This window comes from Virgibacillus phasianinus (genome assembly GCF_002216775.1).
Taxonomy (GTDB): Bacteria; Bacillota; Bacilli; order Bacillales; family Amphibacillaceae; genus Virgibacillus_F; species Virgibacillus_F phasianinus.
Map to the genome: position 1 here is coordinate 472,756 of NZ_CP022315.1, position 16,334 is coordinate 489,089.

At 39.9% G+C, this 16,334-nt stretch carries 14 protein-coding genes and 1 riboswitch; of the genes, 4 read left to right on the forward strand and 10 right to left on the reverse strand.

Annotation, left to right across the window (positions count from 1 at the left end; all coding sequences use genetic code 11):
- Positions 1–103: 103 nt before the first annotated feature.
- The gene (locus CFK37_RS02370) at positions 104–1,822 is read left to right on the forward strand and encodes a DNA-binding protein (RefSeq protein ID WP_089060395.1); all 1,719 of its coding nucleotides are present in this window, start codon (positions 104–106) and stop codon (positions 1,820–1,822) included.
- Positions 1,823–2,862: 1,040 nt separating this feature from the next.
- Here the strand turns inward: CFK37_RS02370 and CFK37_RS02375 are convergent.
- The 7 genes from CFK37_RS02375 to CFK37_RS02405 all read right to left on the reverse strand — a co-directional run bounded on the left by CFK37_RS02375 (position 2,863) and on the right by CFK37_RS02405 (position 9,733).
- A complete protein-coding gene (locus CFK37_RS02375) occupies positions 2,863–4,743 on the reverse strand; it encodes an ABC-F family ATP-binding cassette domain-containing protein (protein ID WP_089060396.1) in 1,881 nt (626 codons plus the stop codon).
- Positions 4,744–4,845: 102 nt separating this feature from the next.
- A complete protein-coding gene (locus CFK37_RS02380; protein WP_089060397.1) occupies positions 4,846–5,028 on the reverse strand; it encodes a hypothetical protein in 183 nt (60 codons plus the stop codon).
- A gap of 72 nt (positions 5,029–5,100) precedes the next feature.
- Positions 5,101–5,571 (reverse strand): 6,7-dimethyl-8-ribityllumazine synthase, encoded by a 471-nt coding sequence (gene ribH / locus CFK37_RS02385; RefSeq protein WP_089060398.1) that lies wholly within the window; start codon positions 5,569–5,571, stop codon positions 5,101–5,103.
- Positions 5,572–5,589: 18 nt separating this feature from the next.
- Complete coding sequence (locus CFK37_RS02390; RefSeq protein ID WP_089060399.1) at positions 5,590–6,789, reverse strand: bifunctional 3,4-dihydroxy-2-butanone-4-phosphate synthase/GTP cyclohydrolase II; 1,200 nt, start codon at positions 6,787–6,789, stop codon at positions 5,590–5,592.
- Positions 6,790–7,026: 237 nt separating this feature from the next.
- A complete protein-coding gene (ribE, locus tag CFK37_RS02395) occupies positions 7,027–7,674 on the reverse strand; it encodes a riboflavin synthase (RefSeq protein ID WP_089060400.1) in 648 nt (215 codons plus the stop codon).
- A 2-nt stretch (positions 7,675–7,676) separates the two neighbouring features.
- A complete protein-coding gene (gene ribD / locus CFK37_RS02400; RefSeq protein WP_157724780.1) occupies positions 7,677–8,771 on the reverse strand; it encodes a bifunctional diaminohydroxyphosphoribosylaminopyrimidine deaminase/5-amino-6-(5-phosphoribosylamino)uracil reductase RibD in 1,095 nt (364 codons plus the stop codon).
- Between the two features lie 164 nt (positions 8,772–8,935).
- Positions 8,936–9,088, reverse strand: a riboswitch (FMN riboswitch).
- An 84-nt stretch (positions 9,089–9,172) separates the two neighbouring features.
- Positions 9,173–9,733 carry a CotY/CotZ family spore coat protein gene (locus tag CFK37_RS02405; RefSeq protein ID WP_089060401.1) on the reverse strand — a complete coding sequence of 187 codons (561 nt, stop codon included), beginning with the start codon at positions 9,731–9,733 and terminating at the stop codon, positions 9,173–9,175.
- Between the two features lie 369 nt (positions 9,734–10,102).
- Between CFK37_RS02405 and CFK37_RS02410 the strand changes: the two genes are divergently transcribed.
- Entirely contained in the window at positions 10,103–11,092 is a 990-nt protein-coding gene (locus CFK37_RS02410) for a DmpA family aminopeptidase (protein WP_089060402.1), read from the forward strand.
- A 93-nt stretch (positions 11,093–11,185) separates the two neighbouring features.
- Here CFK37_RS02410 and CFK37_RS02415 read toward each other — a convergent pair whose 3' ends face one another.
- Genes CFK37_RS02415 through CFK37_RS02425 form a run of 3 tightly spaced genes read right to left on the reverse strand, consistent with a single transcriptional unit; the run spans position 11,186 to position 14,548 of the window.
- Entirely contained in the window at positions 11,186–12,394 is a 1,209-nt protein-coding gene (locus CFK37_RS02415) for a DUF4129 domain-containing protein (RefSeq protein WP_089060403.1), read from the reverse strand.
- Complete coding sequence (locus CFK37_RS02420) at positions 12,381–13,598, reverse strand: DUF58 domain-containing protein (protein ID WP_089060404.1); 1,218 nt, start codon at positions 13,596–13,598, stop codon at positions 12,381–12,383. Before CFK37_RS02420 ends, CFK37_RS02415 begins: the two co-directional genes overlap by 14 nt.
- Positions 13,598–14,548 (reverse strand): AAA family ATPase, encoded by a 951-nt coding sequence (locus CFK37_RS02425; RefSeq protein ID WP_089060405.1) that lies wholly within the window; start codon positions 14,546–14,548, stop codon positions 13,598–13,600. The genes CFK37_RS02420 and CFK37_RS02425 overlap by 1 nt, the downstream gene beginning before the upstream one ends.
- Positions 14,549–14,751: 203 nt before the next feature.
- Here CFK37_RS02425 and CFK37_RS02430 point away from each other — a divergent pair, with 203 nt between their 5' ends.
- Together CFK37_RS02430 and CFK37_RS02435 are read left to right on the forward strand one after the other, a co-directional pair.
- The gene (locus CFK37_RS02430; protein WP_089060406.1) at positions 14,752–15,768 is read left to right on the forward strand and encodes a YVTN family beta-propeller repeat protein; all 1,017 of its coding nucleotides are present in this window, start codon (positions 14,752–14,754) and stop codon (positions 15,766–15,768) included.
- A gap of 51 nt (positions 15,769–15,819) precedes the next feature.
- Entirely contained in the window at positions 15,820–16,290 is a 471-nt protein-coding gene (locus CFK37_RS02435) for a hypothetical protein (protein ID WP_089060407.1), read from the forward strand.
- The last annotated feature ends 44 nt before the right edge of the window (positions 16,291–16,334 follow it).

Here is a 16,334-nt window from a genome sequence, read left to right on the forward strand (position 1 = left end):
AGGAAGAACATCAATAAAGAAATAATCTTGTTTGTTGAAACTATTTATCTTCAAATTACGTATAACTGCATGGAAACTATAAAAGTAGGAGTGAAGGACAATCATGACGGGGATTTTATTAGCGGGAGTTTCATCATTCATATTGTACGCTGTTTTATCAATTATTCTTATCTTTAATAAAAAGAAAGCCAAAACTTTAACGGCAAAATTTGCGTTGTTTATCTTTATTGTTTTGTTCATTATTGCAAGTATCGTCAACTACATCTTTTTGGTGCCGATTACCCTGCCGAATATGATAATTGCTAACCTTGTGATGGCAGTTATTGGCATCCTTTTGCTATACGGAATGTCCCATACACCGGGAACGAAAAAGCGCAGTGGCCCATTTGAGGCAACACTTGGTTTATTAATTATTTTGGCCGTTTTAGCAATTCCAACCATCTTTGTCACTGGCATATTTACATTGGATAACTCCTATGAATCAATCAGTCAGAAGGAAGTGGAAGAAGCCAAACCATTGAGTAAAGAGGATACTCCAATAACGGTATCTCCGGAATTTGCCCGAAACAAAACACAAAAGTCAATGAGTGTTATTCCAAATACCCAATTTTATGATCTTGGCAAATTACAGGTACAAAAAGTTGGTGATGATGTTGTGTTTGTTGGGCCAGTTGAATTTACAGGCTTTTGGAAATGGTTCCGTGGTAAAGAAACGGAAGGCTATTTCACTATCTCTGCAACAAATGTTAACGCCCAGCCGGAATTCGTTGAAAGTAAAATGAAATACACGAACTCGAGTTATTTTAACAAAAATGTAGAAAGGGTTATTTATGGTGCATATCCAACGTACATTCAAAGTGGTGAGGCACAAATCGAGGTAGATAAAGATGGAAAACCGTGGTACGTTCAGACACTTTACCAGCCAATCGGACTTACCAATAAACCTGACTTGCAGGATTTGAAAGTAGCGGTAGTTAATCCGGTAAATGGTGATGTGAAGCTTTATGATACAGACAATGCACCACCTTTCATAGATGGATCGGTCAGCTCTGAAATGGCTTCTGACGTGAATGAATACTTTGGTAAATATGTCCACGGCTGGCTCAACTCAATCTTTGGGAAAAAAGATGTGAAAATCCCGAACGAATCAGGGACGGAAAGCAGTGTTACGCCTATTTTCAATGAAAACGGCGACATGTATTATTTTACAGACATGTCATCACCCAAAGAAAATATTGACTCAGCACTTGGCTATACCTTAATTAACGCACGTACAGGGACACTTACCTATTACAATGGTAAAAAGAATAGCGGAATTATGGATAGCACTGGTGCAAAAGAAATAGTGAACAAAGAATTCCCCGAGAAAAACTGGGAAGGTTCAATGCCAGTTTTATATAATATCGATGGAAACCCTACTTGGGTTGTTAACGTTCTAGATCCAAATGGTTTATTCAAAAAGTACGCATATATCAAAGCGTCTGATTCTGACTTCGTTGTGTTTGGGGATACAGCACGTGAAACGCTGGAGGCCTACCGGTTACAGCTGCTCCAGGATCCAAGTAATGTGTCTTCCTCAGGGGAAACACCATTACAAAAGCGTTCCGGTGAAATAAACCGTGTCCTTGTTACAACACAGAAAAATGCGCAGGTTGTCCAGTTCCTATTAAAAGGCGATAAGACAATTTACACCTTAACCGCTGGAAAGGCCCCTCTTGCCTTATTCCTGCAAGAAGGCGACAAGGTGCAATTAGAGGCAAATATCCGTGACAATGGCACCGGAATTGTTGAAAAGATCAGTATCGAAGGTTTAACGGAATAACGATAAAATGTTTTAGTCAAAGAGATATCCGAACTATGATGCAAAATTCTTCAACTAGAATTTTGTATTAGTTCGGATATTTTCTTGGCTGTTTGTAAGGCTTTACTGCAAATTGTCCATAAACTGCGACGTAACTAAAAGTCATGCTCGGAGCACAGCGACCGCCGCTAAAAAAAACAATGCGTTTCCATGGCCTCCTCGAGCTTACGCTGAGGGGACTGAAAAAGGTATAGTTAATACACTAATATGTGGATCTATCATCGCATCTTGAATATACTGCGCTTTCCGCGGGCGAGTGGCGAGTCTCCTTGCCCCGGCAAGGGGTAGCCGACGTTGCCCGCAAAGGGCGGTTTTAGTCGGGCCTCATTAACTGCCGTCCTCCGGGGTCTCGCCGATCTCTCACTTCCCGCAGGACAAGGAAAGCTCCCTTGAGAAACATCGCACGCAGAAAAAGCGGGTTTCTTTTTCAAGGAGTCTCCGTATATTCAAGATGCTAGGTAAAGGTGAAAAACTAAATTTTTTAAAATCCACCACTTTTTCAGTACCCTTCTTATGCTTCCGGGGCTTCACCTATGCCTAATCGACTACTATTCGCAATTACAATTATTAAAGAATGAAGAAATCGATGTTATGGCATTATAGGTAGCACTCAACCTTAGCGAAGGAAAAACACGGAGACTCCTCGAAAAAGGAAAGCACTTTTTCTTCGTGCGATGCCTATTCAGGGTAGCTTTCCTTGTCCTGTGGGAGCAGAAGCCTAGATGAGACCCCACAGAGCGTAAGCTCGAGGAGACTCATCAGCTGCCCACGGAAAGCGCAGTGTTTTTCCGTAGCGGTGGATTAACACTCCTATAAAATTACGTCGCTATTTATATCAACTACTTATGTTCCTACCGCCTCAAAAGGTAGCGTTCTTACTTTCAATCGTTTGCAGTTTGGGTCAAATGTTTATTTATGTCCCATCGTCTTTTGTTTGATAGTAAATATCGACCATCATCCGGATATATACAGGCCATTATTCTAAACTTATTTTCACAAGATTATTTCTCTGCTTCCATTTCCTCTACTAGGATTGATAGTTCGGTCCAGCGCTCCATTTTTTGTTCGAGCTGCACTTCCAATTCACCCTGTTCTTTATATAATTCCTGAACCTTTTCTAGATCACTGCCCGCTCCGGCGATATCTTCCTGCAAACCTTCAATCCGTTCCTCTAATTCTGTGATTTGATCTTCAATTCCGTTCCATTCTTTTTGTTCATGGTAAGAAAGCTTTTTCTTACTTTTCTTGGTGGGTGCTGATGATTTTTCTTTTGGTTGTGCTGTTTCCTTTTCTGCGCCCTGTTTCTCCAAGAATTCACTGTAATTCCCATAAAACCGTTGAACCTCAGGTGTATCCGACATAATTAGCAGTTGTTCCACTACCCGATCCAGAAAATAACGATCATGTGAAACGGTTATGACGACGCCTGGAAAGTTCGCCAGATAATCTTCTAAGATGCTTAACGTTTCTGTATCCAGGTCATTTGTCGGTTCATCCAAAAATAACACATTTGGCTCAAGCATCAGAATTTTAAGTAAATATAATCTGCGTTTTTCACCACCAGAAAGCTTCTTAATATAATTCCATTGCTCGGATCTTGGAAATAGGAATCGTTCCAGCATTTGCTCAGCGGTGATCACTTCACCGTCTTTCGTATGGATAACTTCCGCAACTTCTTTAATATAGTCAATTACCCGTAAGTTTACATCAATTTTTTCATTTTCCTGTGTATAATAACCAATTGTTACCGTCTCACCAACATCAACTGTCCCTTTATCCGGTTCTATGCTATTCGCCATTATGTTTAATAGAGTTGTTTTTCCTGAACCATTTGGGCCAACGATACCTAAGCGTTCACCAGGTACAACCAAGCAATCAAAGTTTGCAATCAATTGTTTGTCACTAAAGGATTTTTCAATCCCGGTTAATTCAATTACCTTCTTGCCCAGACGTTTTGACCCCGCTTGAAAAGCAACTTCACTTTTATTCGTGTCAAAACGTTTTCCCTTCATTTCTACCACCCGGTCAATCCGCGCCTTTTGTTTGGTTGATCTTGCTTTGGCTCCGCGCTTTAACCAAGCGATTTCCCGGCGCAGAATATTTGCATGTTTTTGTTTGCTGCTTTCTTCTAATGCTTCCCGTTCTGCTTTCTTTTCAAGGAAGAGTTCGTAGTTTCCTATATATTTATAAAGGGTTCCCCTGCTTAGTTCAAAAATATGGTTGGTAACCCGATTTAGAAAATATCGATCGTGGGTAACAAGTAGCAATGCACCGCGGTATGTTGACAGAAACTTTTCCAGCCACTCAATTGTTTGATGATCCAAATGGTTCGTTGGCTCATCGAGTATCAATAAATCGGCAGGCTGAATTAACGCTTTGGCAATTGCCACGCGTTTTTTTTGTCCACCAGATAACTCTGATACACGTTTATTAAAATCGGTAATCCCAAGCTTTGTCAGAATAGTTTTCGCAGTGGTATTTGCTTCCCATGCCTTATTTTCATCCATCTTTTGCTGCATGGCAAGAACTCGGTTTTGTGTGGTTTCGCTAGTTGAATTCGCATTGAGTTCAAGGAGTGCATGTTCATAGTCGCGCATCGTTCTCATGACAACGGATTCACCAAAATAGATTTGTTCAATCACTGTCAAGTTCGCGTCCAGTACAGGATCCTGTGCCAGATATTCAATATGATAGTCTTTCGCATGCTTAACAATGCCATCTTCAGGAGTCTCAATTCCTGCGATTACTTTTAAAAAGGTAGATTTCCCAGTTCCATTTACACCAATCAAACCAATTCGATCATTTTCTTTAATCGTACATGAAACCCCATTAAATAAAGGTTTTTCTCCATATGATTTCACAAGATTTTCAACGGTTAGCATATCAGACATTCCTCATTTCGCACTTACTCTAGTTATTAGTATAAGGGAATTCGTAACCAGTGAAAAGACAAAACACGCGGGGCTTTGCCACCCGCGTGTTTATTATAATTTTTCATCTTTCATTCCTTTAATACGCTGTTTAATATATATTACAATTAAAAACAGCAACCACGATGTTACACAATAAAAAATAATTTTACTTGTTGGTTGCATGTTATCAAAGAAGAATGCCATGCCCAGCCAGATAAAGCCAATTCCAATAATTTGATACAACACTAATTTCATTAATCTTTTCCCTCCAGATAACGGAACATTTCTATGAATTAGTGTATCTTATTTGCATATAAATTTCTATTCTTAATGCTGCAGACTCTTGATAAGATTGGCCATTTCAATTGCAGCAACTGCAGATTCTGAGCCTTTATTCCCAGCCTTTGTTCCTGAACGTTCAATTGCTTGTTCAATCGTTTCAGTTGTTAACACGCCAAAAATAACCGGTTTTCCTGTTTGTGCAGAGGCCTGTGACACGCCTTTAGCTGCTTCTCCGCATACATAGTCAAAGTGGGGTGTTGCTCCCCGAATAACGGCTCCAAGTGTGATTACTGCATCATATTTGTTATTCATTGCCATTTTATTTGCTGCCAATGGAATTTCAAATGCTCCCGGCACCCAAGCTACATCAATATTTTCCTCGTGAATACCATGTCTTTTCAATGTATCCTTTGCGCCTTCTAATAACTTACTTGTAATAAAGTCATTGAACCTGCCAACTACAACCCCGATTGTTAAATCCGTTGCTACTAAGCTTCCTTCAAATGTTTGTCCCATCATTATCATCTCCATTTATTAGTTGTGAAGTTCCAGTAGATGCCCCATCTTTTTATATTTGGTTTGCATGTATGGCATATTTATCTCATTATACGTGGTTGTAAGTGGAATTCGCTCCACAATTTCTATCCCATAGTTTTCTAATGCCGTTATTTTCTCTGGATTATTTGTTAAAACATTTACTTGTTTAATTCCCATGTCTTGCAAAATTTGTGCACTAATCAGATAATCTCTCTGATCAGCTGCAAAACCTAACTGTTCATTGGCCTCAACCGTATCATAACCTTCTTCCTGCAGTTTGTAGGCTTTTAATTTATTTAACAGCCCAATTCCTCGACCTTCCTGGCGCATGTAAATTAATACTCCATTGCCTGCCTTTTCTATATCTGCTAAGGCCTGGTGTAACTGCGGACCGCAATCGCAACGTTTTGATCCAAATACATCTCCGGTTAAACATTCTGAATGCACCCGTATTAAAATAGGTTTATCGGGATTGATTTCACCCTTCACAAGGGCAATGTGTTCTTTATCATCGATATCGTTGGAATACCCGATCACCTTGAAATTGCCAAATTCAGTTGGCAATCCTGTTTCCACTTCACGTTTGACATGTTTTTCATGTTTTTTTCGATATGCTACTAAATCTTCAATGGATATCAGTTTCAGGTTAAACTGGGATGCCATTTTCTTTAAGTCTGGGACGCGGGCCATGGTTCCATCCTCTTTAATAATTTCACAGATTACTCCTGATGGATTAGCACCACTCAGTCTTGCCAAATCAACAGATGCCTCAGTATGGCCTTGACGGGTTAATACACCACCGTTCTTTGCTATTAATGGAAAAGCGTGTCCAGGTCGTTTAAAGTCGCCCGCCTGACTATTCGGATCCGCTAGTGCCTTAATCGTTTTTGACCGCTCTGCTGCACTGATTCCAGTGGTGGATTCCTTATGATCGACACTCACGGTAAAAGCAGTTCCCAATGGGTCCGAACCTTCATTTGTCATCAAGGCTAAGTTTAATCTGGCAGAAACATCTTCGGTAATTGAGGTACATACAAGACCTTTTCCATGGGTAATCATGAAATTGATTGTTTCTGGTGTTGCCATATCAGATAAGGCGACAAGGTCCCCCTCATTTTCTCTATTCTCATCATCGACGACAATGACAGATTTGCCATTTTTTAAATCAATAAGTGCTTCTTCAATAGAATGAAACATCCTGACATCTCCTTATTAGAAAATCTTGGCTTGTCGCCAAGAACCAATGGCGAAAGCCTTAGATTTTTTTACACTTTATACCGATAAAGATTTATGCTTTCTTAAAGTATTAGAAAAGCGCAGATGCCCGTTTAGAAGCGGACTCATAAGCAAGGGATCGTAGAACGCATGGGGTTGGCGTTCGTAGTGTCCATTGCTTATGACGGCCGTTTCTGGGCGCCGGAGCTAGACATACTTTTAAAAATAACCGTTTTCTGATAAAAAGGCCTGATTAATACCTTTATGTTTCGTATTTGTTCGCTGCATCATTTGCTCTATATACTTTGCCAGCATATCGCATTCGATGTTGACGATATCTCCGACTGTTTTTTCGCCTAATACCGTTTGTGAAACAGTATGGGGAATAAGTGAGATTGTAAAAGTATGGTTGTTCACATCAAAAACTGTCAAACTAATTCCATCAACAGCAATAGACCCTTTTTTTAATAAATAGGATTGTAGTTCCCGTGAAACCTCAATATCGTAGTATATAGCGTTCTCCTGTTTTTCTTTTCGTGTTATTTTACCCGTACCGTCGATATGCCCCGAAACAAAATGGCCTCCAAATCGTCCGTTTGCAGGCATTGCACGCTCTAAATTAACTGGTGAACCAGTAGTCAACGAACGTAATGATGTAGCTTTAATCGTTTCCGGCATAACATCTACACGGAACGAATCCTTACTAAAAGTTGTTACCGTTAAACAAATTCCGTTCACAGCGATACTATCGCCAATGGTTAGATCAGACGTAATTGTATTAGCCTGAATCGTAAGCTGAATAGAATTCGCGGATTCACGTTTGCTATTTATAAGTTTACCCTTTTCTTCCACAATACCTGTAAACATGCTTACTTCACCTCTTTTGGAATAGAAATAATTTTTAAATCGTTACCCAGCATTTCCACTGATTTCATACTTAGATTAATCGCATCATCTATTGACGCAATTCCCAGACCGGCAAATGAAGTAGGAGCAGACTCACCACCGATTAATTTCGGTGCCATATACGTGACAAGTTGATTAACCGCTTTTGCCATAAGAAAACTTCCGTTGATTGCAGCCCCACCTTCAACGAACAATGTCATAATCCTGTTTTCCCCAAGATAGCCTAGGACCTGGTCGATATCAATGTAATTATTCTCCAATTGGAGAATTGTAACTTCCGGATTATTTGTAAATAAATCCAGCTTTTCTGATAAAACGTTATTCCCGGTAAAAATCCATGTCTCCGCTTCACCGTCTGTCACTACATTTGCTTCGGGCGGTATTCTAAGATGTGTATCTAGAATAATCCGTAAGGGGTTCCTTCCCCCATTCGGCAAACGGACGGTAAGCTTTGGATCATCAGCAAGTACTGTATTTACACCAACCAGTATCGCATCATTGGCATTCCGGTACTGATGAACATCTAATCTCGCTTCTTCGCCTGTTATCCATTTGCTTTCACCTGTAACTGTGGCAGTCTTTCCATCAAGACTTGTGGCAGACTTGACTGTTACATAGGGTGTCTTCGTCTCAGTAAAGTGAAAAAATGGACGGTAGAGTTCATCTGCTGCTTTTTTGCCAACGCCGGATTCCACCGTTATATTGGCCTGTTGCAGCCTTTCAACACCCTTTCCCGCTACTTTTGGATTCTTATCCATAGCTGCGATAACAACCCGTCCGATTCCACTTTTAATAATCGCATCAGCACATGGTGGTGTTTTTCCAAAATGACTGCATGGCTCAAGTGTTACATAAATAGTGGCACCATGCGCTTTTTCTCCAGCCATCGCTATCGCATGCACCTCCGCATGTGCTTCCCCCGCCTTCATGTGGGCACCAAAGCCTACAATCGCACCATTTTGCACAATTACAGCGCCAACAGGCGGATTTGGACTCGTTTGACCCTGTACAGCTTTAGCAAGGTCCAATGCAGCATCCATATACGCTTGATCATTCATCAGCATTTTCCTTTCATTTCTAGGAATTAGAAAAAGCCCTTGAATAGGCTTCAAGGGCTTAATAGTAGAAATTTATAGGTACAATAAATAAACAAAATGCAATGTCGTCAGCATTTATTTATACACAAATAATCCCGCATATAAATTGCGTTACTGCTACCTAGAAATTTCTTCTCCCATCCAGACTATAACTGTCGGCTCTGGAATCACACCAGATCCACCGTTTGGTTACATGAATAACCGCACGGGTCACGGACTAAGAAGTACTATGCTTCAACACCGCCGATTGGGAATTTCACCCGACCCCGAAGAAATTTACAAAATAAAGTTGTATATATTATTTATATATTAAAATGGACTAAATCGCAACTATTTAGGCCAACGATTAATAAGGTTAGAAGCTATGCATATGCAGGAATAGGGGTTATGGGATCTAAACACGTTATACCTACAAAGTGCTCTAGGTCTACTGTTATACAAATGCCAGTAGCTTGAAAATCTGTTACCGGGGAATCTTCAGGGAAGAATGGGCAAACGCTGCTTTCTGTATCACAAGAACAGTCACAGCCGCATTCATCATTCACAGGCATTAACAATTCTAACCTCACACAGCAATCACTGCCTTTCACAAAGCTTTTCGCACGAAATACCGGTGTTTCTACACATTCAAAAAACCTTCTATGGCCTCTGCCATGTGAGGCTTGAAAAACTCCGCTTCCTATAAAAGGTTTACAAGTACCTTTACAATACAGAATAAATGGAATAGTTGTATTGGCCGGACCATGATTTCTTCCTCCTGATAGTAACTCGCGAACAGACCGTTCACACCCTGATGTGCAACAATTATCGCCAACTTCATTCTGAGCTTTGACAATACGTCTTACCACATCGCATACACAGTCATCTGAAGTACATTTATCACATGTGGGCCTGGCACGGTGTCTATATTTATTTTTGCTCATATAATCTCTCCTTAAACTATATAATTTAACACTAATAATGTATGTATTTTGCTGTAAACAACCTGTTTAGTAGTCTAATTCTATGTAAAATGAGCAAGCTGTCACGATAAGTATAGTAAAATGTGTAGTCGTCCTAGGGGAGTTGCCGATTCCCTTTGGTAACAGGTTACATAAATATATATAAATCGATACAAGACTTGTTGAAGATTTACCCATTAAAATACCTCTTTTAAGGAGTCGGCTGATCACTGGCTCCTTAGTTATTAAATGGTAGTTGAATGCTGCCTTTTTTCGTGTACAATGATAACTAGATTAGTAATATAGAGGGGAAATTACTGCCCATCAAACTGTGATAAAGGAGCTGGATGCATGCCCTTATTAAAAGGTAAGTCGAATTGTATTACGGATGTTAGAGGAGTCAAAGTCGGCCATGTCACATTACATAATAAAATTAACGAGACAGACACAATATGTACTGGCGTAACGGCAATCCTTCCACATGAGGGAAATCTTTTCGTGAAGAAGATTCGTGCTGCGAGCCATGTTATCAATGGATTTGGCAAAACGAACGGATTGATTCAAATGGATGAGCTTGGGCTATTGGAGTCCCCTATCATGTTAACGAATACGTTTAGTGTGGGCAATGTCATGCAGGGAACGCTTCAATACATGTTAAATCAAAACGACGAAATTGGTGATTCAACCAGCTCTATTAACCTAATTGTGGGTGAATGTAATGATGGCTTTTTAAATTCAATGCGTATTCCGGCAGTTAAACCGGAGCACGCTATCCAAGCTATCGAACAAGCAAGCACTGACCCTGTTGAACAAGGTGCAGTTGGGGCTGGAAAGGGCATGATGTGTTTCGGCCATAAAGGCGGGGTTGGCACGGCATCGCGGATGATTAAATCGGACAATCTGTCTTACACAGTTGGCTGCCTCGTTCTAAGTAACTTTGGGAAAGCACAGGACGCTATATTCGCCGATTTGGAAAACAGGGAAACGGATACTCCTGATGGTTCTATCATGATGATAATAGCAACAGATGCCCCGTTATACGACCGGCAATTAAAAAGACTAGCAAAGCGATGTGCAGCCGGACTCGGGCGGACCGGCAGCCATATTGGTAATGGCAGTGGGGATATCGCTATTGCCTTTTCAACTGCCAACACATATGCACACCAATCATCGCAGCACACAGAATCTATCAAAACGATTCGCGATGACCATCCACTAATGAATGGCCTCTTTCAGGCCGTCATTGAAACAACAGAAGAAGCTGTAATCAACTCACTGAGGTATGCCGAAACAACAATTGGACGATTAGGAAGGAAGGTTAAAAAAGCTACATTAACCTAATTCTGCTCGAGTTCAACCTGCCCTGCCTAATTTTGTCTTATCGCATATTGTTCTATAAAGAAAAACCACACATCAATCTCTTGGTGTGTGGTTTTATCTAATATTAAGGCTCATTTTAATTTTCTCCAGCTGCTGATTGAATAATTGAATTTCATCTTCTGTTAAATTACTTCCTCCATACCTTATTTTTTGATATATATCTAAATAGGAAGCATTAATTCCAATTCGTTGGAACCATTCCTCAATCGTTTCCGACTGCTTCCTGCCAATCCCTTTTCGTGCTGCAGATTGTTCAAATTTAAAAACCTCCAGCCGCACTTCGTTTGTTGGCTTTTCCACGGACCTGTTAAAGAAACCCGTTTTTTTCTTATTAGCAAATTCACCTTGCACGATATCTGAGGCTATTCTTTCCCTTTTCGTATTTTTTCCTGGATCACGTAACTTTTTCCGCGACAAAAAGAAAATAACAGCTAAAAGGAGAACCACGGCAATTCCAATTGTCCACCAATTGACAAGATCAGGGGGATTATATTCCTGGGCCATTTCTTCATCGGTGATAAAGGGATTGTCCATTTCATCTAATTTTGCTTTAGGGATCTCCTTGGGTGTAACGCCTTCAATTTTATTTTGCAAAGCTTCTATATCAAGATCCGTAAACCCAATAGCGTCAAGCCCCCACCAAATACCAGCGCCGAAGAATTTCAGGAGGCCACTAAACAGGAATGGGATTATCATATTGGCGAGCCGATATGCGGAAAAGGCAATGGCACTGCCTGATAAAACAATCGCAAAAAAAACAATAACAAACGGCAGCGATTGTTTTACACCAATTGATCCATCTACAACAATGTGACTGAGTTGATACCCGCCGACTGTGACAACCAGCATGATTAATGCGATTAAAATAAGGCCATCATCGTAAAAAAAGATAACATCAATCAGCAACGCAATACTTGTGTACACGAATAACTGCATTTGGTTTCTTAGATCCGGCACATCATCATGAACGGAAAATCTCCATATCATAAATACCGCAAATATGACTGCTGAGAAAATTGGAAATTGGCCAATATAGACTGCTATCGGAATAAGCACAATTAAACCAATTAGGTACATACTGTAGTTTGAAATATAGCGCATTCCGAGTGATAAAAGTGCCAATGAAACAACAATCATTAATAGGTAACCCCAAAGTGGTATCGGGTGTTCATACAAAATCAGGATGGGCACGAGTAAGAAATAAAAAAACAGGCCTTCACTTGTAAGCTGATAATATTTGGCGATGGTGCTATTTGGTGTCATTTACAGCTAACCCTTCATTTTTTATTTCAGTTAAACGTGCACCACTTATATATTCCGAAACATGAAGCACACTGTTGCCGCGCCGATTCCATTTGTTTGTATAATGAAGACTATCGCGCTGAACATCACCAATAATGATGACAATATTAGAATCATTAATTTCATGATCAACACGATAAAGCAGATTTGTCATCGACATTACATTACAATCCTTTTCAATTCTAGTTAGTAATTCAAAGGCCTTTTTTAAGTGTTCCCGTCCACCTTCACTCCCAAGTTGAAAAGGCATACTTCCAACCTTTGCAGCATTAACATATAATTCAATCGGGTGTCCCTGCTTCGTAATCGTTTGGCAAATATACGCTGCCTGTGCTATGTATTTCTCCATCATTGGGCTTAAATAAACATTACCCAATGGACTTGATTCAGCAATATTCACGATGATTGTCCATGATATATTCCGGTTGCGTTCAAAAACTTTCGTTTGCAATGTTTGACCTTTGGCAGAGGCTTTCCAATGTATCCGGTGAAAGGGATCAGAAGGCACATAATCTCGCGTTCCAACTGGGCTCAATAAATCCTCAAAAGGTGAAAACTGTGTTACCTGATTCCCAAAATTATTGTAAGGAAAATCATCAATTCCGGCTACTGGACTTAGTTTTGGGTAGACCAATATTTCTGTTTGATACAAACCTTGATAGCTTAGGATAACCTGTTCAAAATTCAAGATATGCGGAAAAGAAAATCGAATGTTCTTTATGTGAACAACACCACGCTCACGGGCAATCAGTGAGATTGGGATCCGTGCTTCTGATTTCCCCATTAAAAGCAACGGGACATGGAAATGGTTTTTCCTTTTCTGGTTAAACCGGACAAACCGCTCGCTTCCCACTTTTTCGTCGGTTGTAAAGCTGACAAATCCGTTGAAAATGGGTAAAATTGATTGGTTTTTTAATACAAGATCAAATTCTGCTTCTTCTCCTTCGAACATGCGAATCGACCGTCTTTTATTTTCCAGTATTAACTTCTTGCCAATCTGCCGGTTGTACAACTGAATAAGTATCATAAACACAACAATGAAGCCAACAATAATCAAAATGAAAGGTTCGCTTATCACAATACTTGTAATGGTTAGTACCACTAAAAGAAACGGAAGCAAATCATATTCATGTCCTGCTTTATCAGAACTTCTTGACCAGTACATTATCCTCTTGTCCCCAATTCAACCGGGACATCAATTGCACGAATTACTTCGTCAATAACCTCAGATTTTGTTTTCCTTATTGAACCTTCCATTGATAAAACAATTCGATGCTCGAAAACATAACAAACTAATGCCTTGATATCCTGCGGTGTTACATACGACCGTTCACGCAAATAGGCTAAGGCCTGACCAGCCCGCATTAATGCAAGTGCCGCCCGCGAACTCACACCCAGTTCAATATCAGCATGATCCCGTGTTTCACGCACCAATGCCAGCAAGTAGTCCTGGACGACATCTGAAACATCAACCTGCGTTACTTCTTTTTGCAATGTTTCTATTTCATTCGTTGTTAAGATTGGGTTAACCAGTTGCAGTGGATCCTCAGTCCGATTCAAATTTAAGATTGCTTTCTCCTGCTCTAGTGTTGGATAATCCATGGTTACTATCATTAAAAAGCGATCTAACTGTGCTTCCGGTAATGGAAATGTACCGTGGTTTGATTCGATTGGATTTTGCGTAGCAATAACTAAAAATGGGGATGGTATCGCGATGGTAATCCCATCAATCGTTGTTTGCTGTTCTTCCATAACCTCAAGCAGGCTTGATTGGGTTCGAGGAGTGGCGCGGTTAATTTCATCCGCAAGCAGGATATTTGTCTTTATTGGACCAACACGCATTTCAAATTCATTTGTTTTTGGATTTAAAAATTGGATTCCAGTCACATCACTTGGCAGCACATCCGGTGTAAATTGCACCCTGCTGAAGTCACCATTAATTATTTTCGCAAAGCTTTTTGCTAGTTTTGTTTTTCCCGATCCCGGTACACTCTCTAACATTACGTGCCCTTTACCAAGTAAAGCAACAAACAGTAATTCAACGACTTCCTCCTGCCCCACTATGACTTGTCCGACGGCTTGTTTTGCTTGATTAATTTTTTCTATTAACGACATGCAGTCTCCCCCTATATGGCGACTCTTAGCTATTATTCTCACCGTTAAAATTATAAATCTATTTCAGTGAGTTTTCAAATATTTTTAAAAATATAACATCTGAAACAAAAGTACTATTTTAATAAAGAAATGGAAGTTTTTTCGAACCGTTCCTTGTTTTCCCACGTTATCTAGGGTAAGTCATTTTTAAGGGAGGTTTTTGCTTGAAAGGAAAAATGTTCATAGTACTAGCTGTCATATTAATGATACTAGTCGTATTGTCGGCTTGTATGAATAGCGATACGGGCAGTGCAGAACCATCTGAAAGCAGCAAGACAGGATCGTCCAGTGGTCCCATGGTTTATGTAAATAACCGGGATGCGAATAACGTTCAAGTTATTGATTCAAAAAAGAATGAAATTGTAAGTACGATTACTGTGGGTGAAAAACCTACCTATAATGAAATTGGACCAAAAGGGCGCTATGTGTATGTTGTTAACAGTAAGTCGGAAGATGTATCAATCATTGATGTGAAATCAAATGAAGTCATCAAAACGATCCCTGTTGGCAAAACGCCAAAAGGTATTAATTTTACACCAGATGGAAAATGGGTATTTGTTATTAATGAAGGGGAACATACCGTTACAGTTATTGATACAGAATCAATGGAGAAAACAACAACTATTGAAGTTGGCCAGTTTCCTCATAACGGTGTAGCAAGTCCCGACAGTAAGAAGTTTTATGTGACGAACACGGGCTCCAATTCCGTTTCCGTCATTGACACCGCTTCCCAAAAGGTTATCCGGACAATTAAAGGGGTGGAAGGTTCACCACATAACCTTAACATCACTCCTGACGGACAAACCCTGCTCGTTACCTTAACAAAAAACAGTGCGGTTGGTGTTATTGACCTAAATGCGGGTGAGATAGTGAAAACAATCCCTGTTGGTATAGGGCACCATGTTCTGGACATTACACCAGATGGAGAATACGCATATGTGGCAAATATCAGCGAGAACTTTATATCGGTAATAGATATTTCGGAACAGAAGGTAGTGAAAAAAATTGAAGTTGGTACGGGACCACACGGGATTACTGTTTCGGAAAACGGGGAAATGATTTACACCGCTGTCACTGGGGAAAATAAAGTCGCTGTTATAGATAGAGCAAGTAACGTAGTGGTTGACACAATAGATACAGGTCAATTTCCATTTTTCATCAGCACAATCGAATCATCCTAGGGAATTACAGTACAAGTGAGAAGTAATATATCAAAAAAAGGAGTGTTTCAAATGAGAAAAATTTTATATCTCATGTTGCTTACAACTTTATTATTGATGACTGCTGCATGCAGTTCAGGTGATGAAGAGAAGTCTAATGAAGGTCAAAATGGACCAAACATGGAAGATTCAGAAGGTGGCGCACCCGAGGAAGATACCACACAGTCGGATGAAACCGATACTACTGATCTTACAGACGGGGTTGATCAAGTACTCGTTTCACTAGATGAGTTAAAAACAGTTATAACTAAATCGCCGGACGACAACGAGAAAATTAAAAATACGGGGATTAAGGTAGGAGAAAAATGGGATGAAATTGAAAAAATGGTAGAGGAAAAGTATCCAGAGGACTACGAAAATATTGAAGAAAGTCTATACCCATTAAAAGCAGAAGTTAAAAAAGATAAATTGAATATGGAAAGGATTAATCAGTTAACATCTGATACAGAAAAAAAGGTCAAAGAATTTAAGCAGAAACTATAGAAACAAGATACTATTAAAGCTGTCCCAAAAGGGTTTAACCCTAA

What these genes read in the sequence shown, in the direction of transcription:
- CFK37_RS02370 (WP_089060395.1), top strand. Translation starts at nt 104, where the DNA reads ATGACGGGGATTTTATTAGCGGGAGTTTCATCATTCATATTGTACGCT.
- CFK37_RS02375 (WP_089060396.1), bottom strand. Translation starts at nt 4,743, where the DNA reads ATGCTAACCGTTGAAAATCTTGTGAAATCATATGGAGAAAAACCTTTA.
- CFK37_RS02380 (WP_089060397.1), bottom strand. Translation starts at nt 5,028, where the DNA reads ATGAAATTAGTGTTGTATCAAATTATTGGAATTGGCTTTATCTGGCTG.
- ribH (WP_089060398.1), bottom strand. Translation starts at nt 5,571, where the DNA reads ATGGGACAAACATTTGAAGGAAGCTTAGTAGCAACGGATTTAACAATC.
- CFK37_RS02390 (WP_089060399.1), bottom strand. Translation starts at nt 6,789, where the DNA reads ATGTTTCATTCTATTGAAGAAGCACTTATTGATTTAAAAAATGGCAAA.
- ribE (WP_089060400.1), bottom strand. Translation starts at nt 7,674, where the DNA reads ATGTTTACAGGTATTGTGGAAGAAAAGGGTAAACTTATAAATAGCAAA.
- ribD (WP_157724780.1), bottom strand. Translation starts at nt 8,771, where the DNA reads ATGAATGATCAAGCGTATATGGATGCTGCATTGGACCTTGCTAAAGCT.
- CFK37_RS02405 (WP_089060401.1), bottom strand. Translation starts at nt 9,733, where the DNA reads ATGAGCAAAAATAAATATAGACACCGTGCCAGGCCCACATGTGATAAA.
- CFK37_RS02410 (WP_089060402.1), top strand. Translation starts at nt 10,103, where the DNA reads ATGCCCTTATTAAAAGGTAAGTCGAATTGTATTACGGATGTTAGAGGA.
- CFK37_RS02415 (WP_089060403.1), bottom strand. Translation starts at nt 12,394, where the DNA reads ATGACACCAAATAGCACCATCGCCAAATATTATCAGCTTACAAGTGAA.
- CFK37_RS02420 (WP_089060404.1), bottom strand. Translation starts at nt 13,598, where the DNA reads ATGTACTGGTCAAGAAGTTCTGATAAAGCAGGACATGAATATGATTTG.
- CFK37_RS02425 (WP_089060405.1), bottom strand. Translation starts at nt 14,548, where the DNA reads ATGTCGTTAATAGAAAAAATTAATCAAGCAAAACAAGCCGTCGGACAA.
- CFK37_RS02435 (WP_089060407.1), top strand. Translation starts at nt 15,820, where the DNA reads ATGAGAAAAATTTTATATCTCATGTTGCTTACAACTTTATTATTGATG.